Origin of the sequence: Psychromonas sp. 14N.309.X.WAT.B.A12, assembly GCF_030397575.1 — a bacterium.
In the GTDB taxonomy this organism is placed as follows: Bacteria; Pseudomonadota; Gammaproteobacteria; order Enterobacterales; family Psychromonadaceae; genus Psychromonas.
Genome location: NZ_JAPNXS010000006.1, coordinates 135,716 through 158,178, shown reverse-complemented (window position 1 = coordinate 158,178; position 22,463 = coordinate 135,716). Strand labels below are relative to the sequence as shown.

Annotated in this window: 23 protein-coding genes; 19 read left to right on the top strand and 4 right to left on the bottom strand. The window is 38.1% G+C overall.

Annotation, left to right across the window (positions count from 1 at the left end; all coding sequences use genetic code 11):
* The first annotated feature begins 33 nt into the window (after positions 1 to 33).
* Positions 34 to 1,302 carry a cell division protein FtsZ gene (gene ftsZ, locus OW492_RS09735; protein ID WP_290039765.1) on the top strand — a complete coding sequence of 423 codons (1,269 nt, stop codon included), beginning with the start codon at positions 34 to 36 and terminating at the stop codon, positions 1,300 to 1,302.
* 87 nt (positions 1,303 to 1,389) lie between these two features.
* Positions 1,390 to 2,319: a UDP-3-O-acyl-N-acetylglucosamine deacetylase gene (gene lpxC / locus OW492_RS09730; protein WP_290039764.1), complete on the top strand. Its 930-nt coding sequence runs from the start codon at positions 1,390 to 1,392 to the stop codon at positions 2,317 to 2,319.
* A gap of 359 nt (positions 2,320 to 2,678) precedes the next feature.
* On the opposite strand, the gene OW492_RS09725 is transcribed toward lpxC, so the two are convergent.
* Entirely contained in the window at positions 2,679 to 3,143 is a 465-nt protein-coding gene (locus tag OW492_RS09725; protein WP_290039763.1) for a DciA family protein, read from the bottom strand.
* 27 nt (positions 3,144 to 3,170) lie between these two features.
* Here OW492_RS09725 and OW492_RS09720 point away from each other — a divergent pair, with 27 nt between their 5' ends.
* From OW492_RS09720 to mutT, 3 genes are all read left to right on the top strand, one after another.
* A complete protein-coding gene (locus OW492_RS09720) occupies positions 3,171 to 4,124 on the top strand; it encodes a M23 family metallopeptidase (protein WP_290039762.1) in 954 nt (317 codons plus the stop codon).
* Positions 4,125 to 4,164: 40 nt separating this feature from the next.
* Positions 4,165 to 6,891, top strand: a complete 2,727-nt coding sequence (gene secA / locus OW492_RS09715) for a preprotein translocase subunit SecA (RefSeq protein ID WP_290039761.1) — start codon at positions 4,165 to 4,167, stop codon at positions 6,889 to 6,891.
* A 127-nt stretch (positions 6,892 to 7,018) separates the two neighbouring features.
* Positions 7,019 to 7,402, top strand: coding sequence for an 8-oxo-dGTP diphosphatase MutT (gene mutT, locus OW492_RS09710; RefSeq protein ID WP_290039760.1), 384 nt, complete (start codon positions 7,019 to 7,021; stop codon positions 7,400 to 7,402).
* Here the strand turns inward: mutT and OW492_RS09705 are convergent.
* Both OW492_RS09705 and nadC read right to left on the bottom strand, forming a co-directional pair.
* A complete protein-coding gene (locus OW492_RS09705; protein WP_290039759.1) occupies positions 7,386 to 8,327 on the bottom strand; it encodes a DNA ligase in 942 nt (313 codons plus the stop codon). The two genes, mutT and OW492_RS09705, sit on opposite strands and share 17 nt — an antisense overlap.
* Positions 8,328 to 8,412: 85 nt before the next feature.
* Positions 8,413 to 9,267 (bottom strand): carboxylating nicotinate-nucleotide diphosphorylase, encoded by an 855-nt coding sequence (gene nadC, locus OW492_RS09700; RefSeq protein WP_290039758.1) that lies wholly within the window; start codon positions 9,265 to 9,267, stop codon positions 8,413 to 8,415.
* Between the two features lie 115 nt (positions 9,268 to 9,382).
* Here nadC and coaE point away from each other — a divergent pair, with 115 nt between their 5' ends.
* The 4 genes from coaE to OW492_RS09680 all read left to right on the top strand — a co-directional run bounded on the left by coaE (position 9,383) and on the right by OW492_RS09680 (position 11,382).
* Positions 9,383 to 9,982, top strand: coding sequence for a dephospho-CoA kinase (coaE, locus tag OW492_RS09695; RefSeq protein WP_290039757.1), 600 nt, complete (start codon positions 9,383 to 9,385; stop codon positions 9,980 to 9,982).
* Between the two features lie 70 nt (positions 9,983 to 10,052).
* A complete protein-coding gene (zapD, locus tag OW492_RS09690) occupies positions 10,053 to 10,784 on the top strand; it encodes a cell division protein ZapD (RefSeq protein ID WP_290039756.1) in 732 nt (243 codons plus the stop codon).
* A gap of 15 nt (positions 10,785 to 10,799) precedes the next feature.
* Positions 10,800 to 10,994 carry a DNA gyrase inhibitor YacG gene (gene yacG / locus OW492_RS09685; RefSeq protein ID WP_290039755.1) on the top strand — a complete coding sequence of 65 codons (195 nt, stop codon included), beginning with the start codon at positions 10,800 to 10,802 and terminating at the stop codon, positions 10,992 to 10,994.
* Positions 10,995 to 11,037: 43 nt separating this feature from the next.
* The gene (locus tag OW492_RS09680; RefSeq protein ID WP_290039754.1) at positions 11,038 to 11,382 is read left to right on the top strand and encodes a HopJ type III effector protein; all 345 of its coding nucleotides are present in this window, start codon (positions 11,038 to 11,040) and stop codon (positions 11,380 to 11,382) included.
* Between the two features lie 67 nt (positions 11,383 to 11,449).
* Here OW492_RS09680 and yciH read toward each other — a convergent pair whose 3' ends face one another.
* Positions 11,450 to 11,776, bottom strand: coding sequence for a stress response translation initiation inhibitor YciH (gene yciH / locus OW492_RS09675; protein WP_290039753.1), 327 nt, complete (start codon positions 11,774 to 11,776; stop codon positions 11,450 to 11,452).
* Positions 11,777 to 12,004: 228 nt separating this feature from the next.
* Between yciH and OW492_RS09670 the strand changes: the two genes are divergently transcribed.
* The 10 genes from OW492_RS09670 (at position 12,005) to bamB (ending at position 22,427) form a co-directional block, all read left to right on the top strand.
* Positions 12,005 to 12,229, top strand: coding sequence for a FeoA family protein (locus OW492_RS09670; protein WP_290039752.1), 225 nt, complete (start codon positions 12,005 to 12,007; stop codon positions 12,227 to 12,229).
* 1 nt (position 12,230) lies between these two features.
* A complete protein-coding gene (gene feoB / locus OW492_RS09665; protein WP_290039751.1) occupies positions 12,231 to 14,525 on the top strand; it encodes a Fe(2+) transporter permease subunit FeoB in 2,295 nt (764 codons plus the stop codon).
* Positions 14,522 to 14,752 carry a FeoC-like transcriptional regulator gene (locus OW492_RS09660; protein WP_290039750.1) on the top strand — a complete coding sequence of 77 codons (231 nt, stop codon included), beginning with the start codon at positions 14,522 to 14,524 and terminating at the stop codon, positions 14,750 to 14,752. The genes feoB and OW492_RS09660 overlap by 4 nt, the downstream gene beginning before the upstream one ends.
* Before the next feature lie 185 nt (positions 14,753 to 14,937).
* On the top strand, positions 14,938 to 16,056 hold the full coding sequence (locus OW492_RS09655; protein ID WP_290039749.1) for a bifunctional tRNA (adenosine(37)-C2)-methyltransferase TrmG/ribosomal RNA large subunit methyltransferase RlmN: 1,119 nt from the start codon (positions 14,938 to 14,940) through the stop codon (positions 16,054 to 16,056).
* Between the two features lie 144 nt (positions 16,057 to 16,200).
* Positions 16,201 to 16,986, top strand: coding sequence for a type IV pilus biogenesis/stability protein PilW (pilW, locus tag OW492_RS09650; RefSeq protein ID WP_290039748.1), 786 nt, complete (start codon positions 16,201 to 16,203; stop codon positions 16,984 to 16,986).
* 25 nt (positions 16,987 to 17,011) lie between these two features.
* Positions 17,012 to 17,587 carry a helix-turn-helix domain-containing protein gene (locus tag OW492_RS09645; protein WP_290039747.1) on the top strand — a complete coding sequence of 192 codons (576 nt, stop codon included), beginning with the start codon at positions 17,012 to 17,014 and terminating at the stop codon, positions 17,585 to 17,587.
* A 286-nt stretch (positions 17,588 to 17,873) separates the two neighbouring features.
* Positions 17,874 to 18,983: a flavodoxin-dependent (E)-4-hydroxy-3-methylbut-2-enyl-diphosphate synthase gene (gene ispG, locus OW492_RS09640; protein WP_290039746.1), complete on the top strand. Its 1,110-nt coding sequence runs from the start codon at positions 17,874 to 17,876 to the stop codon at positions 18,981 to 18,983.
* Positions 18,984 to 19,223: 240 nt separating this feature from the next.
* Positions 19,224 to 20,501, top strand: coding sequence for a histidine--tRNA ligase (gene hisS / locus OW492_RS09635; RefSeq protein WP_290039745.1), 1,278 nt, complete (start codon positions 19,224 to 19,226; stop codon positions 20,499 to 20,501).
* A gap of 37 nt (positions 20,502 to 20,538) precedes the next feature.
* Entirely contained in the window at positions 20,539 to 21,213 is a 675-nt protein-coding gene (locus OW492_RS09630) for a tetratricopeptide repeat protein (protein WP_290039744.1), read from the top strand.
* Positions 21,214 to 21,227: 14 nt separating this feature from the next.
* Positions 21,228 to 22,427, top strand: a complete 1,200-nt coding sequence (bamB, locus tag OW492_RS09625) for an outer membrane protein assembly factor BamB (protein WP_290039743.1) — start codon at positions 21,228 to 21,230, stop codon at positions 22,425 to 22,427.
* Positions 22,428 to 22,463 lie beyond the last annotated feature (36 nt).

Below are 22,463 nucleotides of genomic sequence, written 5' to 3'. Positions count from 1 at the left end.
TATCAAGTTTCATGGATTGGGTGGTAACAAACGATGTCACAAGAAGTTAATAGAGTGGAAGAAAATCAAATGTTTGAAATAATCGATGACGAAGATCATTCAGCACAGGCCATAATCAAAGTTATTGGCATCGGTGGTGGTGGTGGTAATGCGATCAATTATATGATCGAAAAAGGCCTAACAGGTGCCGAATTTATTGCAATGAACACGGATGCTCAGGCATTACGTTCATCAAAAGCAGATATTCGTTTACAACTAGGGTCAAATATAACCAATGGCCTTGGTGCTGGTGCTAACCCTGAAATTGGGTATAAATCTGCATTAGAAGATAAAGAACGTATTCGTGAAATCGTTACGGGTGCCGATGTTGTTTTCATCGCTGCTGGTATGGGCGGTGGTACAGGTACTGGTGCTTGTCCTGTTGTTGCTGAAATAGCAAAAGAAGAAGGTGCATTAACGATTGGTGTTGTATCAAAACCTTCTATGTTTGAAGGCCGTAAGCGTATGAATTACGCGACGCAGGGTATTGCACGTTTATCTGAAAACATCGACTCTTTATTAATTATCCCAAATGATAAATTACAGAAATCATTGCCTCGAGGTATCTCCTTCTTAGATGCGTTAAGTGCGGCTAATGGTGTACTTTATGATGCAGTTTCTGGTTTCTCGTCTATTATTAATAATGAAGAAAGTACTATTAATATCGATTTCGCGGACGTACGTACCGTGATGACAGAAGCAGGTACAACTGCAGTAATGGGGATTGGTGTTTCTGCTGGTGAAAATCGTGCAGAAGAAGCCGTTGAAGAAGCTATCTCTTGTCCATTGCTTGAAGATGTTGATCTTTCAGATGCGCGTGGTGTATTAGTGCACATTGTTGCTGGTATTGATTTCAGTTGGGATGAATACCACACAGTCGGCGATGCACTGAAACAATTCGCCTCTGAAGATTCTCAAAACATCATTGGTGTAACGGTTGATCCAACGCTTGAGAGCGGTGAATTACACGTTACAGTGATTGTGACCGGTATCGGTGAACGTAAGTCAGAACTGAATGTAGTTAAAAATCCAACATTAAATAGCAAAAAAGATGTAAATGAGACTACAGAAAGAACAGTTGCTGCCGATAATACTAGTAATGCTAGTGTACAGGCAGAAGAAAAAGCATTAGCTAAAGCAACTGAAGAAGCAGCTCAGGCTGAGCCTGAAATCGTTGAACCAATTGCTGAAGTTAAAGATAAAAACAGTGCTGAGAGTTATTTAGATATTCCTGCGTTTTTAAGACGTCAAGCGGATAACTAATATTACCTTGTAAATATTACAGTTTGTGATGTAAGTCGCAAACTGCTATAATTCGCAGCAGAAATTATCGTAGTGGAGATCATTCTTATGATTAAACAAAGAACATTGAAGAAAAGTGTAAAATCAACGGGCGTTGGTTTACATTCAGGGAATAAAGTAACTATTCAGCTACACCCTGCACCTGCCAACTCAGGTATTGTTTATCGTCGAATAGATCTCGACCCTGTAGTTAGCTTTAAAGCACATGCTCACGCTGTACAAGAAACATTATTATGTACTTGTTTAGTTAATGAGCAAGGTCAAAAAATTTCGACTGTAGAACATTTATCTGCAGCATTAGCTGGCTTAGGTATCGATAATGTAATTATTGACGTTGATGCACCTGAAATTCCAATTATGGATGGTAGTGCAAGTCCGTTTATCTTTTTACTGCAATCAGCAGGTATTGAAGAGTTAAATGTAGCTAAGAAATTTATCCGTATTAAGAAGACTGTGCGTGTTGAAGATGAAGAAGAAGGCAAGTGGGCCGAACTTCACCCTTCAGACAATGGCTTTAGTTTAGATTTTAAAATTGACTTTGATCACCCAGTATTCGAAGGTCAAAATCAACATGTAGAGATGCAATTTTCTGGTGACCTTTTTGTTAAAGAGATAAGCCGTGCACGTACATTTGGTTTCATGAAGAGTGTTGAATACCTTCAATCTAATAATTTAGCATTAGGCGCAAGCTTAGATAATGCAATTGGTTTAGATGAGTTCCGAGTATTAAACCCTGAGGGTTTACGTTACGAAGATGAGTTTGTAAAACATAAAGTATTGGATGCAATCGGTGACCTTTACTTATCTGGTTTTACCATCTTAGGTCATTTAAAAGCGTTCAAAACAGGCCATGCATTAAATAATAAGTTACTGTGTGCACTATTAGCAGATCAAGAAGCATTTGAAATGGTTACCTTTGAAGAGCCTGTGAGTGAATCTCCAGTGCAATATATCGAACCAGCATTTGTCCCTGCATAAATACTGTTGAGTTGGTTTATAACCGACTCTCTAAAAACCACCTTGTTAGCAATAACAAGGTGGTTTTTTTTTGCTTTACGAATAATGATGGCTTATACCAATCACATTAAATAACGAACTGTTTTACTTATTAAAATAACTTATTTTTGGTTGGAGCTCGGTAAAGGAAATAGCCATTAAAGAATTAACCTCTTTTCGTTAATCCCTTAAAACGATTATCGATGTTAATCTTACAAAGGCTTTACTAACGTCTCAAGCTAAGTCACTTTTTACTACGCAAAATTTAGAACTCTTATTTATAAATGGGATGAAATAATTGAACAGATTTCTCTTAAGACGGTTATAAAATAGAGTGAAGTTTATGACTCTTTATCACTTGAAAATTTTGCTAAAGATTGCAGTGCTTTTTTTAGTTGTGGGTCAGCATTTTCGGCTAATGCTAAAAAAGATTCAGCAATGCCTTTGCTCATTTTTTGTGCACGTTTTTTAACTGGTTTTGCTTTTTTTAGTTGAGTAGGGGAAGCTTTTGCTAGCTGCGGATTAACTTTCACTTTAATATTTTTAACTGATGAGTGATGTTGGCGTAATTCACTCAATAGGTCACTTCGTATAAATTGTAAGCGTTGCACCCAAAGTGCACTCGGACTTTCTATTAACAAGCTCCCATTTTCAATATTTCCTATACGACAACCACTGATATTGTGTTGTTTTAAAAACCTTTGTAGTACTATATCTAATTTAGTTATTAATGATGTGCTTTGTTGGAAGTTATTTTTATCCAACAATAACGAGATCGGTTTAGGTTGTTTTTTATTTCTTGTCATAACAGCCATCAAAAGTGAATTGGGTTTATGAGTATAACGGTTATTTATAATAGGAAGGAGTCTAAACACAGCTTTTCTATAACAAAATCTACTTTTATTTTTGCCTGCATTACTTTAGTGGCTGTATTGATGACCAGTGCTTGGTTACTACAATCACACTACCATCAACAGTTCATACAATACAAAATAAACGCATTACATGAAAAAAATGAAATTAAGCAACAATATCTAGAATCTATTGCCTCACAAACTAACCAACAACTACAATCACTGGCTGAAAAGGTAGGAGAGTTGCAAGCGCAAAGCAACCGTTTAAATAGTTTAGGCGAAAGAATCATTGATAAATCAAACTTACCAAAAGAAGAGTTTGAATTAGATACACAAACAGAACAAACAACTGAAACAGACGATAACCTTGCCGCGCCAGATACGAGTAGTGTGCCCCCATTAGATAATGACGAGCTTTTGCCATTGCTTAAAAAGGTGTCATTATTAGAAGAACAGTACAAAAACAATGAAAATTTGTTTCAACAACTTGAAATTACCTTTAACAATCTCCATCTTATTGATGAGCTATTCATTTCTGGTCGTCCAGTGCCTTACAAAGGGTCTTGGATTTCCTCTCCTTTTGGAACGCGAACAGATCCATTTACTGGACGTTTAAGCCGTCATAAAGGTGTCGATATTGCAGGTTATTCAGGCATGCCTATTATGGCAACTGCCGCTGGCGTGGTAACTATTTCTGAAGCAAGAAATGGTTATGGCTACTTAGTTGAGATTAACCATGGAAGTGGTTTGATGACACGTTACGCACATGCTTCTGCGATCACTGTTTCTGTTGGTGATGTTGTTGAAAAAGGGCAGCAAGTTGCGGTAATGGGAACTACTGGCCGCTCAACAGGCCCACATGTACATTATGAAGTACTTAGAAATGGCCAACAAATAGATCCAAATTATTATATACAAAGAACACCAAGTTAAATGACAATTTTTTCCGACTTTATACAATGAGAAAAGCAAAATGATCACATCGATAATAACAAAAATAATAGGCAGTCGAAATGACCGTTATCTTAAGAACTTACGCAAAGTTGTTAATGAAATTAATAAACTTGAGCCAGAGATAAAGGCACTGTCCGAAGAAGAGTTAAAAGCAAAAACTGCTTATTTCAAGGAACGTCTTGCTAATGGTGAGACCATTGATGATATCCTTGTTGAAGCCTTTGCTGTTGTTCGAAGTGCATCTGAGCGTGTATTTGGTATGCGTCACTTTGATGTACAGTTAATTGGTGGAATAGTATTAAACGAGAATAAAATTGCGGAAATGCGTACTGGTGAAGGTAAAACCTTAACTGCTACGTTACCGGCTTATCTAAATGCTTTAACAGGCAAGGGCGTTCATGTTATTACCGTGAATGATTACCTTGCTCGTCGTGATGCTGAGTGGAATGCAAAGTTATTTGAGTACTTAGGCTTAACGGTTGGTATTAACTTATCGGGTATGTCAGGTGAAGAGAAACGCGCGGCTTATGCAGCTGACGTTACTTATGGGACTAACAACGAATTTGGTTTTGATTACCTACGTGACAACATGGCTTTTGAAGCGTCACAACGTGTAATGCGCGGTCTGAACTTTGCTATCGTTGATGAAGTTGACTCTATCTTAATCGATGAAGCAAGAACACCGTTAATTATCTCTGGACCAACTGATGGCGATGCGACACTTTACACCAAATTAAACAGTATTATTCCTTTATTAAGCAAACAAGATAAAGAAGATACTGAAGAATATGTTGGCGAAGGTGATTTCACCGTTGATGAAAAAAGCAAACAAGTATTGCTAACTGAACGTGGTCAGGAAAAAGTAGAACGTATTTTACAAGAGCGTGGTTTATTAGAAGAAGATACTTCTCTATACGCAGCTTCTAGTATTAGTTTATTACACCATGTTAACGCTGCTTTACGTGCTCACACCTTGTTTGAAAAAGATGTTGAATACATTGTAACAGCTGAGGGCGAAGTGGTTATTGTTGATGAGCATACTGGCCGTACAATGCCAGGCCGTCGTTGGTCTGAAGGTTTACACCAAGCGGTAGAAGCAAAAGAAGGTGTGCAAATTCAAAACGAAAACCAAACATTAGCTTCAATTACCTTCCAAAACTACTTCCGTTTATATGAAAAACTAGGTGGTATGACAGGTACAGCGGATACTGAAGCATTTGAATTCCAATCTATCTATGGTTTAGAAACTATTGTTATCCCAACTAATCGTCCAATGGCACGTAAAGATGGCGGTGATTTAGTTTATCTGACTGAGATAGAAAAATACCAAGCTATTATCGAAGACATCAAAACTCGTTTAGAGCGTCGTCAGCCTGTATTGGTTGGTACTGTGTCTATCGAAAGTTCTGAGTTGCTATCAAGCTTAATGGAAAAAGCTAAAATCAAACACAGCGTGTTAAATGCTAAATTCCATGAAAAAGAAGCTGATATTATCGCACAAGCGGGTGCACTTGGTTCTGTGACAATTGCTACTAACATGGCCGGTCGTGGTACGGATATTGTTTTAGGTGGAAATTTACAAAACCGTCTTGAAAAACTAGGTAACTTATCTGAGCAGCAAATCGAAGCTGAAACGGCGAAATGGAAAGCGGAACAAGCTGAAGTATTAGCGGCAGGCGGTTTATACATTATTGGTACTGAACGCCATGAATCTCGTCGTATCGATAATCAGTTACGTGGTCGTGCTGGTCGTCAAGGTGATGCTGGTGAGAGTCGTTTCTACCTATCAATGGAAGATTCGTTAATGCGTATCTTCGCTTCTGAAAAAGTATCTAATATGATGAAGAAATTAGGTATGGAAAATGGTGAAGCGATCGAGCATCCATGGGTAACTCGTGCCATTGAAAATGCACAACGTAAAGTGGAAGGCCGTAACTTTGATATGCGTAAATCATTACTGGATTTTGATGATGTTGCCAATGATCAACGTAAAGTAGTTTACCAACAACGTAACGGTGTGATGGACAGCGAAACAATCACTGAAAATATTGAACAGTTCTGGGATGACGTATTCAATGGTTGTATTGATGAGTATGTACCTCAACAATCGTTAACTGAACAATGGGATCTAGAAGGTTTAGAGAAGCGTTTAAAACAAGATTTCCTCATTGAACTACCTGTTCAACAATGGCTAATCGATGATGCTAACTTACAAGAAGAAACGATTCGCGAAAAAGTAGTTACACATGCCCGTACTGTTTACCAAGATAAAAAACAGCAAGTAGGTGAGTCAATCATTGCTGGGTTTGAAAAATCAGTAATGTTGCAAACTATCGATATGCTTTGGAAAGAGCATTTAGCGGCGATGGATCATCTTCGTCAAGGTATTCATCTACGTGGTTACGCTCAAAAAGATCCAAAACAAGAGTACAAACGTGAGTCTTACGAGTTATTCATTGCTATGCTCGAAAACTTAAAAACAGATGTTGTAGGAATCTTGTCTAAAGTACAAATTCAAAGCAGAGAAGAAGCTCAAGCGATTGAAGAGCAACGTCGTGAAGCGGAAGCAAAAGCGAATATTCAATACCAACATGCACAAGTTAACAGTGATGGTGAAGAAGAAAAACCTGAAGCTGCTGAAGTAGACGAGACATTTGTTCGCCAAGATAAAAAAATAGGCCGTAATGATCCGTGTCCTTGCGGTTCAGGCAAAAAATACAAGCAATGTCACGGTAAACTAAGCTAGGCTTATCGGTAAAGCTATGAATAATACCAATGACACTAATTAACTGATCTATTTTAGTTGTTAAAATAACTGGTATAAAAAGGTGGTACTTCGTTGAAGGCCACCTTTTTTAATAAGAGGGAAGTAGATGCCACAACAAACCATTAGTATTGCTATTGTGCAAAATAAACAACAACAGTTGTTAATTAGCCGACGCCAAAAAGGCCAACATTTAGCTGGTAAATGGGAATTTCCTGGCGGGAAAGTCGAACAAGGCGAAGCGCTTGATGTAGCCATGTGTCGAGAATTAAAAGAAGAGGTGGGCTTAACTGCCACCGAATATAGACTCTTTGATTCTTTAAATTTTGATTATGATGATCTCGCTTTAACCCTCCATTTTTATTTAGTCACCGATTTTACTGGTGAAGCAAGTGAACTAGAAGGGCAACAAATAAAATGGATTCAACCTGCTGATTTAATCGATTATGATTTTCCAAAGGCGAATATAACGGTCATTAATAAACTGCTCTAATCCGCATAAAAGAAGCAAATCGAGGGATGTTATGACGTGTTTTACCGGTGTAACGATAAGTGATGACCGAACCTATTGGTGGTGGATTTTTTCTTTCTTTATCACTGAAGCCTGTGCCAATTTTAAAACGGATACCATCTTCTGTTTCGACCTGTAAAGCCCCTAATAAACCTTGATACTTGCCTTTACCGGGCAAGTAGCCAATCACTGTGGCTTCGGCATCCTCAAAGCGTTTTAATTTCATTAAGTCACGACTGCGAATATGCTGATATAAGGCATCTTGGTGATGTAGCATCAAGCCCTCACCGCCTTCATTAACCACTTTATCTAATAAGTTAAATAAAGCGGCATTGTCTTTAATCTTTTGCTGAGGGATTAGTTTAAAATAAGCACTATCTGTTGTAGTCACTAACTTTTGCATTGCTGCAACACGTTCACCGAAAGGGTACTGGCTAGTAGGCAGGTCAAATATCATAAATCTGACCAGTTGCCAGTCTGGATTTTGGCTATCGCGAGTGCGCACAATGCTAGAGACTTGCTCAAAGGTTTGTCTGGCGATCCATAGCTCTCCATCAACCGCTTGTGTTGGAAAGTGTGCAACAAACCAATCTGGTGCAGTAAAGATATTGCCTTGTTTGGAAAGTAGCTTATGTCCATCCCAATATGCACGAATACCATCTAACTTTTCGCTAACATAATATTCATTGACCTTAATATTTTCTCGATATTGAGTAGGTAACTGAATTGCAGGAACAGTTTGCTTTTTAGAGTCTTCTTGAGCGGCTTTAGCATTAACGATTAGTGAGCTGTTGATTAACAAAAATAAAACGATTTGTGTAATCAATAAATAGCTAAGTCGCTTTGTAGTGAGGCACGTGATTAGTAATTGGTTAAGGCTAGATAACTGTCCATGTAAAATTGGCATAAAACCTCTCTATACTTAGTTAGTGGCTGAACCGAGTGTACTAAGTGTAGAAAGGTTTTCAGATAATGGTATTAATTTTTAAGTCTTAGCCTTGTACAAAACGCATTGATAAGTCTATCGCTTGAACATGCTTGGTGAGTGCACCAACAGAGATGTAATCAACGCCTGTTTCGGCATAACTGAGTATTGTTGAGTTATCAACATTACCAGATACTTCTAAGTCTGCTTGCACTGGATTACTTTTATTAATAGCAACTGCCTCTAACATCATCGGGATGGTGAAGTTATCCAGCATGACCCGTTGTGCGCCTGCATCTAAGGCTTGTTTTAATTCATCGAGGCTTTCTACTTCAACTTCTACCCAACGTTCAGGGTGTTGTTGGTTTGCGGTGGCAATTGCTTGTTTAATGCCACCACACGCCATAATATGGTTCTCTTTAATCAAAAAGGCGTCGTATAAACCGATGCGGTGATTAAACCCACCTCCGCACGTTACTGCATATTTGGAAGCATTGCGTAAACCGGGTAAGGTTTTTCGAGTATCTAATAATTTACAATCAGTATTAGCAATCAGATCTGAGTAATATTTGGTGGTGGTCGCGATGCCAGAAAGAGTTTGAATAAAGTTTAGTGCGGTACGTTCACCGGTTAATAGAATTCGAGCTGGGCCAGTTAAGGTAAATAATGGGCTATTGGCTTGAACAAGGTCACCATCTTTAACATGCCATGTAATAGTGGTGCAATCACCTAATTGTTTAAATACTTCGTCTGTCCATGCTTTACCACAAAATACAGCATCTTCACGGGTGATCACTGTTGCTTTTGCATATTTATCTTCGGGAATTAAATTAGCGGTAATATCGCCTTCTGCGGCAGATAAGCCATTTAAATCTTCATGTAAAGCTAGTCTAACACTTTGTGCAACTTCTTGTTCAATCATGGTAAGTTTCCAGACAAGGGTAAAAAGTGAAATACTACCTTAATGAACATTGAATACCAATGATCTAAGTAGTTATGATCTATAAAATAAAACGATTCAAGTAAGAGAGCAAAATATGCGAGTTATTATTGGGTTAACGGGCGGGATTGGCAGTGGTAAATCAACAGTTGCTAATGAATTTAAAGCGTTAGGGGTAGAAGTCGTTGATGCCGACCTTGTGGCAAGAGAAGTTGTTGCACCAGGGCAGCCCGCTTTAGCAGAGATTGAACTTTATTTTGGTAAAGAAGTCATAGATGAAAGTAGCGGACTGAACCGAGCAATGCTGAGACAAATCATTTTCTCTTCGGATCAGAAAAAGCAATGGTTAAATAATTTATTGCACCCGCTTATTAGAGAAGCTTTATTAGCACAACTTGCACAAGCAGAAAGCCAATATGTAATATTAGAAGCACCGTTGTTGCTAGAAAATAAATTAACACAATACACCGACTTTACGCTGGTGGTTGATGTACCAGAAACCTTGCAAATTGAACGTGCTATGCAGCGCGACAATAATTCAAGGGCACAAATACAAGCAATTATAGATGCACAAATTAGCCGATCAGAAAGACGACAGCAGGCTGATTATATTATCGATAATAGCAAATCCGATCTTGTTGCACTTAAGGAACAAGTTAAAATGTTACATTTACAGTTTTTATCCATACAAAAGTAAGGTTTTTGATTGTTTAGTGGTAGCTCCTTAATGTAACCTTACTTTTTTATAAAAATGAATAGACAGTCTTATGATCTCTTTTGAATATCCCCTGACAGAAAAAAGCCGTAGCTATTTACGCTTTGAATCGCTTTTCCTACAAATTAGTCAAAGTATCTCATTGAATAACGATAATGATGCCATTACTTATTTCAAATCATTATTCGAGTTAATTGAATTAAGTGACCGCAGTGATATTCGACATGACTTAATTAAAGATTTACGTGCATTATCTGAAGAAATGCAATCTTGGTTGAGCAGTGAGCAAGCTGATACACAAGCAATTAAAGCCTTAATGGTAGAGATTAGTGAATTGATTAGTGCATTATTAGTGATGTCTAAACAGCTTAAATTCTTCAAAGACAGCCGTTTTTTAACCTCACTTAAACAGCGTTTCTTTATTCCTGGTGGTTGTTGCAGTTTTGATTTGCCACAGTTTCACTTTTGGTGTGCACAAGCAATTGAAGTTAAAAGAGCAGATACCAAAAATTGGTATGAGTATTTTCAAGTGCTAGAGCGCGCTTTGTTTTTATTTTTAAAAATTAAGCGTCATCAAGGGATTAAATCAATTCAGAAAGCGAATAATGGCTTCTTCCAAGGGGAAGTTGAGCATGCTTTGTTTATTATCTTAAATGTTGATCCTAGTTTGCAGGTCTACCCTATGGTATCTGGCCATAAACATCGTTATTCTGTGCGCTTTATGAATGCAGATGCGGAAAATAGCCAAGCTGAACATATAGAATTTGAACAAATATTTTGTTAATGGTGAGGAGTAAAGATGAAGGTTAATTGTCCAACATGTCAAAAAGAAGTGGTTTGGGATAAGACCAGCATGTATCGCCCATTTTGCTGTAAACGCTGCCAACTTATTGACTTAGGTGAATGGGCTGACGAAGAAAAACGCATTAAAGGTGAGTCGGTTAGTCCTGAAAATATGCCACAGAATAAAACTATTTATTTCGAAGAAGATTAATATAATCGCAGAAAATATAAACGTAAAAATAAAAGGGTACAGGATGTTATTACAAGATTTTTTAAATAAGCTGAGCAACACACCAGAGCAAGTTGAGTTTACTGAGACTATGGCGGTGATTGAAGATAATTATGAATTTAAAGCAACAGCTTTTAATAATGGTCAGCAAAAAAATGCTGAAGGTGAAAATGCTGGCTCATGTAAAATATTTTCATTTGCACAGTTAAATAAATTATCAGAAGCACAAACGTTAGCTTGTTTTGGCACTTATTACCGTGATGATGTATTAGCGCATCCAGAGGCACAAGATCATCAAAACATTCGTCAGTTTATGATTAACGGTTGGGCGGGGATTGACTTTGCAGGTACAGCGTTAACCGCTAAATAAATTTAAAAACGGTATAAAGTAAAAAAAGGGGCTATCGGCCCCTTTTTTTAGTAGTCACATTTTTGAGTTAGCCACCCGATAGTTTTACCTGGTAACCTTTTTTCTCTAGCACGCTTTTAATAATGTCACGTTGGTCTGTTTGAATTTCAATGACAAAATCTTTTACTGTGCCGCCACAGCCCGTTTTCTTTTTAATGTCTTTCGCTAATGCTTTGATTTCAGGTTCATTCAGCTGTAAACCTTTGATCAGTGTTACGCCTTTTCCTTTACGACCTTTTGTTTCTCTATGTAAACGAATAATGCCATCGCCTTCGGGAGCGCTTTGTTTTGGTTTGGTTTTTTCTACTTTTCCGCCATCGGTAGAGTAGACTAAATTCAATTCACTAAAGTCCATGAGTATTCCTGCATATTAAGTTCTTGTTTATGTTTATACCTGTTCCTATTAAAGATGTAAAACTCAACTCTCTATTCATAAAATCTGTTTAAATCGCGTGGCTAAATTGATCTAAAACAACAGACTCTTTATTACCTAGTCAAGCGCTTCAATTTGTATTGTTAATGATAATAGTTTGTATTAATTTCCTGTTTAAAACATCTCAATGAATAAATGATAGGGGTCACTATGAGATTATCTGAGTTAAAAACAGGGCAAACCGCAAGTATTGTTAATATTAATGCGCTGGAACCGGTAATGCGTAAAAAGTTACTCAATCTAGGTTTTTTGCCGCGTGCAAAGGTACAGTTATTACGTACTGCGCCATTAGGTGACCCTTTAGCTATTCGATGTGCTAATAGTGCAATTGCTCTGCGTAAAAGTATCGCTAAGCAAATTATAGTGGAGTATTAATATGTCAATGAATATAGCCACCATAGGTAACCCTAATTCAGGTAAAACGACCTTATTCAATGCACTCACAGGTAGTCATCAAAGAGTAGGGAATTGGAGTGGAGTGACAGTTGAAAAGAAAACCGGACACTTCAACATTAATGATAAAGCAATAAAAGTGATCGACCTACCCGGTATCTATAATCTAGATATCGACCAACAGGGGAGTTCAATGGATGAACGTGTTGCCTTTGATTACATCATGCATAGTCAGCCGGATATGGTATTAAATATTATTGATGCTAGTTGTTTAGAAAGAAGTTTATATTTGACCGTGCAGTTATTAGAGTTAGGTCTGCCAGTGATGGTGGTGTTAAACAAAATAGATGTTGCAGATAAACAGCAAAAAGTGATTAATGATAAGCTGTTGAGTGAACAATTAGGTTGCCCAGTTATTGCTATTTCAGCACATAATCAACAGGCGGTAACTAAGCTAACAACAATCATAGAAAAGTTAGATCCTGCTGCGTTAATACCTGATTTATCTTTAGATTATGGAGACCAGTTAGAAGCTGTATTGTCGAAAATAGAATACTATTTTGACACGGAAAGATACCTTCATAAAAAAGCGTTTGCCATTAAGTGTGTAGAAGGTGATGCATCGGTTATTGAACAGTTACCTATACAGACTCGCTTAAAAGTGCAACATATCAGCAGCCAAATATCATTCGATATTGACTTACAGATTGCTGATACGCGTTATACCTATATCTATCAATTGACCCAATTAGCAGTGCGTACCAAAGGCTGCTTAAGTAAAAGCTTAACCGATAAAATAGATGCAGTTGCATTGAACCGTTATACCGGTTTACCCGTCTTTTTATTGGTGATGTACTTGATGTTTATGTTTGCTATTAATGTAGGTAGTGCGTTTATTGATTTCTTTGATATTGCTTCTGGTGCTTTATTTGTTGATCAAACGGCACAATGGTTGACCGCAGTCAGTGCACCAGATTGGTTAATTAATGTTTTAGCCTATGGAGTGGGCGGTGGTATTCAAACGGTCATGACTTTTATTCCCGTTATTGCTTGTTTGTATTTGTTTTTAGCTGTGCTTGAAAGTTCTGGATATTTAGCACGAGCGGCATTTGTGATTGATAGACTGATGCAATTAATTGGTTTACCAGGTAAATCGTTTGTACCTATGATTGTTGGATTTGGTTGCACGGTTCCTGCTGTAATGGCTGCAAGAACCTTAGAGAAAGAACGTGAACGTTTGTTAACTGTTGTGATGTCACCATTTATGTCCTGTGGAGCACGTTTACCTGTGTATGCTTTATTTGCTAGCGCATTCTTTCCAAATCAAGGTCAAAATATCGTTTTCTTGCTTTATCTGATCGGGATTTTAGTCGCGGTATTAACCGGTTTTATTTTAAGCAGAACCATTTTACCAGGGAAAAGTGAAAATATGATCTTGGAGATTCCTGATTATGAGCTGCCAACGATAAAGAATACTGGGATTAAAACTTGGCAGAAGTTGAAAGGTTTTGTATTTGGTGCAGGACAAACTATCGTCTTAGTGGTGACACTGTTAAATGTGGTTAACTCAATTGGTATGGATGGGAGTTTTGGCCATCAAGATACTGAAGGCTCTGTATTAAGTAAAATTGCACAAACTATTACACCGGTACTTTCACCTTTAGGAATCAATGAGCAAAACTGGCCTGCGACGGTGGGTATCGTAACGGGTATCTTTGCTAAAGAAGCAGTGGTAGGCACCTTAAATAGCCTGTATGACAATGAAGTCCGTGAGGAGGAAGAGGCATTAAGTTTATTAGAAAAATTATCTATTGCTGTAGCCACCATTCCAGAAAATTTAATGGGTATTGATATCAGTGACCCACTAGGCATTAATGTCGGAGAATTAGAAGACTTAACGCTTGCAGCTGAAGAGCAAGGCGTTGACTTAACTATTTACACAAATATTCAACAGGCTTTTGTTAGCCAGCAAGCTGCTTTTGCTTATTTACTGTTCATCTTGCTTTATGCTCCTTGTGCAGCGGCAATGGGGGCGATAGTCAGAGAAGTGGGGATGAACTGGGCACGTTTTGTGGCTATTTGGTCTACAGGTATTGCTTATATCGTTGCCGTTGTTTATTACCAAATAGCGACTATTGCTGCGCACCCAATACTTAGCTTTACTTATTTATCGAGCGCTATCTTAATCATTGTGGGAGCTATATATGCCCTAAGAAATAAAGGCAATTTATTACTAAAATGCAGTTCTCGCGAGCAACAAAAGTGGGTTAGAGCATGATATTAAAACGTTTATCAAATTATATAGAAACTCATCAATATGTCGCAGAGAGTCGTTTATTGACGACCTTTCATATCAGTCGAGAAGGTGTTGCGCCGATGTTAGCGATATTGATGAAAAGAGGGCATATTCAAAAGATAGTGAATAGTCGGGGTGATAAGTTAAGTGCACAAATATTTTATACTTGGCAAAAAGATAAAGTGATTCCATTAGTCACATTTGTATAAGTTGTCGTTTATTTTTCAAACAATTTTTTTTGTGAAACTTCAAATAATGCTTATGCAACAAGTACCTGATGCCAGAAATGGTTCAGGTATTTTTTTAGTTAAAATTTGTGACTAGCATCGGGTATTCAAAATATGTACAATCCCCCTCCGAATTTATACCAGAATTAGTCTAGTTGAGGCATCGCATGAGTCAGAAAAAAGTAAACCTATTAGATCTAAACCGTCAAGGTTTACGCGATTTTTTCACTGAAATGGGTGAAAAACCGTTTCGTACAGAACAAGTAATGAAATGGATCTACCATTTTGGTTGTGATGATTTCGATCAAATGACCAACATCAATAAAGCATTGCGTGAAAAATTAAAGCAACGTGCTGAAATTGTTGCACCTGAAGTAAAAGTAGAGCAACGCAGTGAAGATGGCACCATTAAATGGGCAATGACACTGGGTGACCAAGAAGTTGAAACCGTTTATATTCCTGAAAAAGACCGCGCGACCTTATGTGTATCTTCTCAGGTAGGTTGTGCATTGGCATGTGATTTCTGTTCAACTGCACAACAAGGTTTTAACCGCAACTTAACGGTATCTGAAATTATTGGTCAGGTGTGGCGTGCGGCTAAAATTATTGGTGTAATGGGGGAAAGTGGTCAACGTCCAATTACCAACGTAGTAATGATGGGGATGGGTGAACCATTACTTAACTTAAATAACGTGATTCCAGCAATGGAGTTAATGTTAGATGATTTAGGTTATGCGTTATCTAAACGTCGTGTGACTTTATCTACATCAGGTGTTGTTCCTGCATTAGATATCTTAGGTGACCGTATTGATGTTGCATTAGCTATCTCATTACATGCGCCAAATGATAAATTGCGTTCTAAAATGATGCCAATTAACGATAAATACGATATCGCTGACTTCTTAGCGGGTGTTAAACGTTATGTTGCAAAATCAAATGCAAACCGCGGTAAAGTAACGGTTGAGTATTTACTGCTGGATCACGTGAACGACTCAACAGATCAAGCACATGAGCTTGCACATCTGTTAAAAGATACGCCGTGTAAGATTAACTTAATTCCGTTTAATCCTTTCCCTGGTAATGATTACACTAAACCAAGTAACAGTCGTGTTGACCGTTTTAATAAAGTGTTGATGGAATACGGTTATACAGTGATCGTTCGTAAAACACGTGGTGATGATATTGATGCAGCATGTGGACAGTTAGTGGGGGACGTAATTGACCGTACTAAGCGTACTATGAACAAACGTAAACACGGTGAAAACATTAATATTCAACAAAGTTAATCCTCTTTAAAATCAGACTGTTCTTGGGTAAATAGATCAAAACCCAAGAACAGTTAAAAAAAACATGCATCCGGCCTCAAGTTACTTCACAATAGGGGAACTTGAAATAATTTTCCTGCACGACTATTAGCGCCTGAGGAATGTATGCGATTTATCTTTATAATTTTATCATCTATTTTTTTTATCTCTGCTTGTGTATCAAGTGAAACTGTCACGACCTTAAACAATCCTAAAGGGCAGAAAATGGCCTTTGACCCAGAAGGGGCTGCCGATACACGTATTAAACTTGCCCTCGTGTATATTGAAAATGAACAGATGCAGCAAGCCAAAGAGAACTTAGACAAAGCTTTATCTTATCAACCTGATAGTGCAAAAGTGCATCGTATATTTGCCTATTATTATGAGAAGGTACAAGAGAATAAAAAAGCAGAAGAGTTCTACAAAGAAGCCATTTCCTTAGATGCTAGCAACGGTGATACTTATCATAACTACGGTACATTTTTGTGTGGTCAAGCGCGTTATGACGAAGCGGATGCTGCTTTCTTAAAAGCAATTTCCGCCCCAAAATATACTCGTGTTGCGCGTACTTATGCGAATGCTGCTATTTGCTCTGAAAAGGCCGGTTTCAATGAAAAAGCGATTTTCTATTATCAATATGCATTAGCGCATAGTCCTAAAAGTAATGAGATTAATTTATCTTTAGCAAAACTCAACATTACCGAAAAAAATTATAAAGAAGCGATATTAAACCTATTTTCTTTCCAAAAAGCGTCGGACGCTACTGCTGAAAGTCTATGGCAATGGATTCGTTTGAGTTATGCTACTGGGAAAGAAAATAGTTTAGAGCGATATTCTGAGCAACTATTAACGCAATTTCCCGAGTCTCAACAAGCGTTAGACTATTTGACTAATAAGCATCACAATATTTAACACTAAGTTGATAATGGACACTGTAATGACTCTTGATCAAGCCTTAAAAGAACACCGTATAGCCGCCAATTTCTCCGTAGAAGAGCTCGCGTTAAAACTCAACTTAAAAGCCTCTGTGGTAAATGACATTGAAAATGACTTAGAGTTGCTGATAGCAGATAAACGTTATCCTGTTATCTACCTTCGTGGCTACTTAGCCAATTATGCAAAAGCGGTGCAATTAGCAGAAATAGAATCATTTTCTGAATATCAACAACTCAGCATACCGTCAAGATCAAACAACACACTAAGCAATCCCTATTTATTAAGTACCAAGAAAAAATCATCTAATAAATTTGGCTGGTTTATTTTAATTGTATTTATTGCCGCGATTGCAGGTACTATTTCTGAATGGGATAATATAGTTGATGCGTTATATACAGAGACTTCAGTGGATACTGAAAACATTCACATGCGCTTACCTGACCCTGAACATACCAACTTGATTGACCCACTTAACCAACAAGCTATGTCAGCTACAGAAGAGACTCCTACGGCCGTTGCTGAGCCTGATGTTTCAGCTAGCGAAGTAGAAAGTGCAACTGAAGCCGCGCCCGAATAAGAACAAGTTAGCACTTGCAGGGCTTCGATGATTTCATTTAAAATCATTTCATTAGCGTTGACGTTTCGTTAATAAATCATTTGAACTTTATTGGTTTCAACGAATCAATTTAATGTAAAATAACCTTGTGATTTAGAAGTGGCATTAAAAGTGGCGTTTTCACTGACTTAATTATTAATTAAGTAAAACCCAAAACACTTCTCCATTAACGTTACATTCGTCATAAAATAATTATATGTAATGCATTGATTATTATTCGATCTTTAACTTTTTAAGAGTAAATACAATGAGCCATACCTCTCCAATTAAACGCCGCGACTCTAAACAGATCATGGTGGGCAATGTCCCTGTGGGTGGCGGTGCGCCGATTACCGTTCAATCGATGACTAATACATTGACCACGGACGTTGAGGCAACGGTTGCACAAATTAAACGATTAGAAGCTGTGGGTGCTGATATGGTGCGCGTTTCTATTCCAACGATGAACGCTGCGGAAGCATTCAGAGAAATTAAAAAACAATGTAATATTCCATTAATTGCTGATATTCATTTTGACTATCGTATCGCCTTAAAAGTGGCAGAATACGGTGTTGATTGTTTACGAATTAACCCTGGTAATATCGGTAATGAACAACGTATTCGCAGTGTAGTGGATTGTGCACGAGATAATAATATTCCAATTCGAATTGGTGTTAATGGCGGTTCATTGGAAGCAGATATTCAAGAAAAGTACGGTGAGCCAACAGCGCAAGCATTAGTTGACTCTGCACTACGTCATGTAGATATATTAGACCGTCTAAACTTTGACCAATTCAAAGTCAGCGTAAAAGCTTCTGATGCATTGTTGGCCGTAGAGTCATACCAATTATTAGCTCAACAGATCGTTCAGCCATTACACCTTGGTATTACCGAAGCAGGTGGCTTACGTAGTGGCAGTGTTAAATCTGCGGTGGGTCTTGGTATGCTTTTATCGCAAGGTATTGGCGATACATTACGTGTATCATTAGCGGCAGACCCAGTGGAAGAGATCAAGGTTGGGTTTGATATCCTTAAATCATTACGTATTCGTAGTCGCGGTATCAACTTTATTGCTTGTCCAACTTGTTCACGTCAAGAGTTTGATGTTATTGCAACCGTTAATGCACTAGAAGAACGTCTTGAAGATGTAGTGATGCCAATGGATGTGTCAATTATTGGTTGTGTAGTAAATGGACCGGGTGAGGCATTAGTCTCTGACTTAGGTATTACAGGCGGTAAAAACAAAAGTGGCTTCTATGAAGATGGTACACGTCAGCGTGACCGTTTTGATAATGATAAAGTGATTGATCAAATGGAAGCTAGAATTCGCGCACGAATTAGCCGAAGTGATGAAAGCAACATTATTATTAAAAGCTAGTTGCTTAAAATGACGACAATAACGTTAACTGCTTAATATAAAATAAATATTAGTAAATAGTTTAATATTTTAGCCGAAGCCCAAATGTTTTGAATATTTGGGCTTTTTATTAGACTTTAAACGAGCAAAGCCGAGTTGTATTGTTCCATCTCACCGTAAACTTCCTTATAATGACTCTCAATTTTATTGAGAATACATCTTAAATGTATTTTTATTCATCGACAGAATTCGGAAATCATTGTGGCAAAGAAGATACAAGCTATTCGTGGTATGAATGATACCCTTCCTGAGCAAACCCCAGTTTGGCAGAAACTAGAATCCTTAATTAGACAAACCGTGAGCAGTTACGGTTATTCTGAAATCCGTATGCCAATCGTAGAGAGTACACATCTTTTTAAACGTTCTATCGGTGAAGTCACTGATATCGTTGAAAAAGAGATGTACACCTTTGATGACCGCAATGGTGATAGCTTAACGCTTCGCCCTGAAGGTACAGCATCTTGTGTGCGTGCGGGTAATGAGCATGGTTTATTATACAATCAAGAACGTAGAATGTGGTACATCGGTCCTATGTTTCGCCATGAACGTCCTCAAAAGGGGCGTTACCGTCAGTTCCATCAAGTAGGCATTGAAACTTTCGGCATGGCCACACCAGATATCGATGCGGAAGTCATTTTATTATCTGCTCGCTTATGGAAAGCATTAGGTATTGAACAGCATGTTGAATTACAACTTAACTCATTAGGCAGCAATGAAGAACGTAATGCTTATAAAGAGAAATTAGTTGAATTCCTACAAGCGCATGAAGATCAATTAGATGAAGATAGTAAACGTCGGATGTTAACTAACCCATTACGTGTGTTAGATAGTAAAAATGAAGGCGTACAAGCATTATTAGAAAATGCACCGAAACTATCGGATTATTTTGGTGACGAAACAGCTGAGCACTTTGCTAAAGTACAAGCTTATTTAGATGCTGCGGGTGTTAAGTACGTGATCAATGAACGTATTGTTCGTGGTTTAGATTACTACAACCGCACCGTATTTGAATGGGTAACATCAAGCCTTGGCTCTCAGGGAACTATTTGTGCTGGTGGTCGTTACGATGGATTAGTAGAACAACTTGGTGGTAAAGCAACACCTGCAGTTGGTTTTGCAATGGGCCTTGAACGTATTATCTTAATGCTAGAAACATTAGAGCTTAATGGTGATGTGAAAGGCGATGTTGATATCTACAGCATTCTAGTAGGTGAAAACACCGATGTTGCTGGTTTCAAAGTGGCAGAGTTAGTGCGCGATCAATTACCTCACCTAAAAATGATGCATCACTGTGGCGCGGGTAACTTCAAAAAGCAGATGAAACGTGCAGATAAAAGTGGTGCGTCAGTAGCGTTGATTATCGGTGAAAGTGAATTAGAAGACGGCACAGTAACAATCAAAGATTTGCAGGGTAATGCAGAACAAAAAACCGTTGCAATTGATAGCTTAGTTCAGGTATTACCTACCTACTTTGCATAAATTATTCATCAAAATATAGAATAAGTAAGGAATACACGTGGTTGATATTATCGAAGGTTACGAAACAGAAGAACAGCAAGTTGATGCCATTAAAAAATGGTGGAATGATAACGGCACCATGCTCATCGTGGGTGCGGTAATCGGTTTAGCAGGTTTATGGGGATGGCGTTACTATGGCGAAAGCGTAACAGCTAGCCAAGAAAAAGCATCTATTGAATTTGCACAAGTATCTGAAAAATTCAATGCTCAAGGTGAAGCGCACGATAGTAGTGAATTAAAACAGTTTGTTGCTGAAAACGAAGGCAATAACTACGCAACATTAGGTGCATTACTACTAGCTAAAGAAGCAGTAGATGCAGGTGATTTTGAGCTAGCTAAAACACAATTAACAGAGTTATTGGCAAGTAATGAATATGCGGCATTAACACCTATCATCGCATTACGTTTAGCGCGTGTTAGCGCTGAGTTGGGTGAATACGACGACGCATTAAGCACTTTGAACACGGTAGAAAATGAAGCCTTTTTAGTGAAAGTAAATCAAACTAAAGGTGATATCTATCTAAAACAAGGTGATACAGACGCTGCTCGTTCTGCATATCAAACTGCTGTTGAAGCAAGTGAAGGGCGTGTCGATCCAGTATTGCAATTACAATTAAACGATTTAGCTGTAGAGAAAAAGGCAACAGCACCTAAATTAGATGACGCGCAATAAACTGAGATAAAATCATGATTAAATGGGTTAAAAATATCACCGTTATTGCTACCAGTGCTGTTGTGTTAAGTGGCTGTTCTATTTTTAGCGGTGACGAAGATGTGGTAGTAATGGCTGAATTGCCAGTGTTTGAAGCAACTTACAAACCACAAATAGCATGGTCAACTAGTATAGGTGATGGCGTGGATAAATATTATTCACAACTACAACCTGCTGTAGATGATAATGCAGTTTATGTTGCTGCGCGAGATGGTGAAGTGGCTGCTTTTTCTGTTAAGAAAGGAAAAGAACTTTGGTCGATTGACCTAGATGATCATAAATCTAACGAATTTAATCGCTCTGCTCGTATATCAGGTGGTATCGGCATAGATTTCGACACACTTTATGTTGGTACTGAAAATGCACAAGTATTTGCCATTGATAAAGAAAAAGGCGACATCAAATGGGTAAGTGAAGTCACCGGTGAGGTGATTGCACAGCCTGTTTATGACAGTGGCTTAGTCGTAATCCATACTTCTCGTGGTGATCTCGTTGCATTAGACAGCGATACCGGTGAACAACGTTGGGCATTGCCTAACGCACAACCTCGATTAACATTACGTAGTAGTGCAACTCCAAGTATTTCACAAGGTGGGGTTATCTACGGACGCGCTGATGGTTATGTTTCAGCAGCATTATTAGAAACTGGTCAGCCTCTGTGGCAATTACCAGCGGCACGAGCTTATGGTGCAACTGAACTAGATCGCATAGCTGACGCAGATATGAAACCGGTGATTGTTAATGGTACCGTTTACGCATTGGCTTATAATGGTAATCTAGTGGCTATCGACCTGTTAAAAGGTGAGCAGTTATGGGCTAAGCCTTATTCTGGTTACAATGATATTAGTGTTGCTGGCCGTGATATTTACCTTACAGATTATCGAGGTTATGTATTTTCAATTAACCGTAGCAACGGCGAGCAAAATTGGTCTAATAAGCAACTTGCTTATCGTAATCTAACCGGTGTAACAGTCGCGAATGACTTTATTGTTGTTGGAGACGCTGAAGGTTATTTACACTGGATTGACCGTGAAACGGGGCAGTTTGTTGCACAACAAGAGTTAGATTCTGATGGGCTTTATATTGAGCCTGTTGCAACCTCGACTCATCTTTATTTACAAACACGTAGTGGTGATTTAATCGCCATTGAAAAACCGATTTTAAATGTAGAATAATTTAATCGTTTTTTACGCTATACTGTAGCCCCTTGC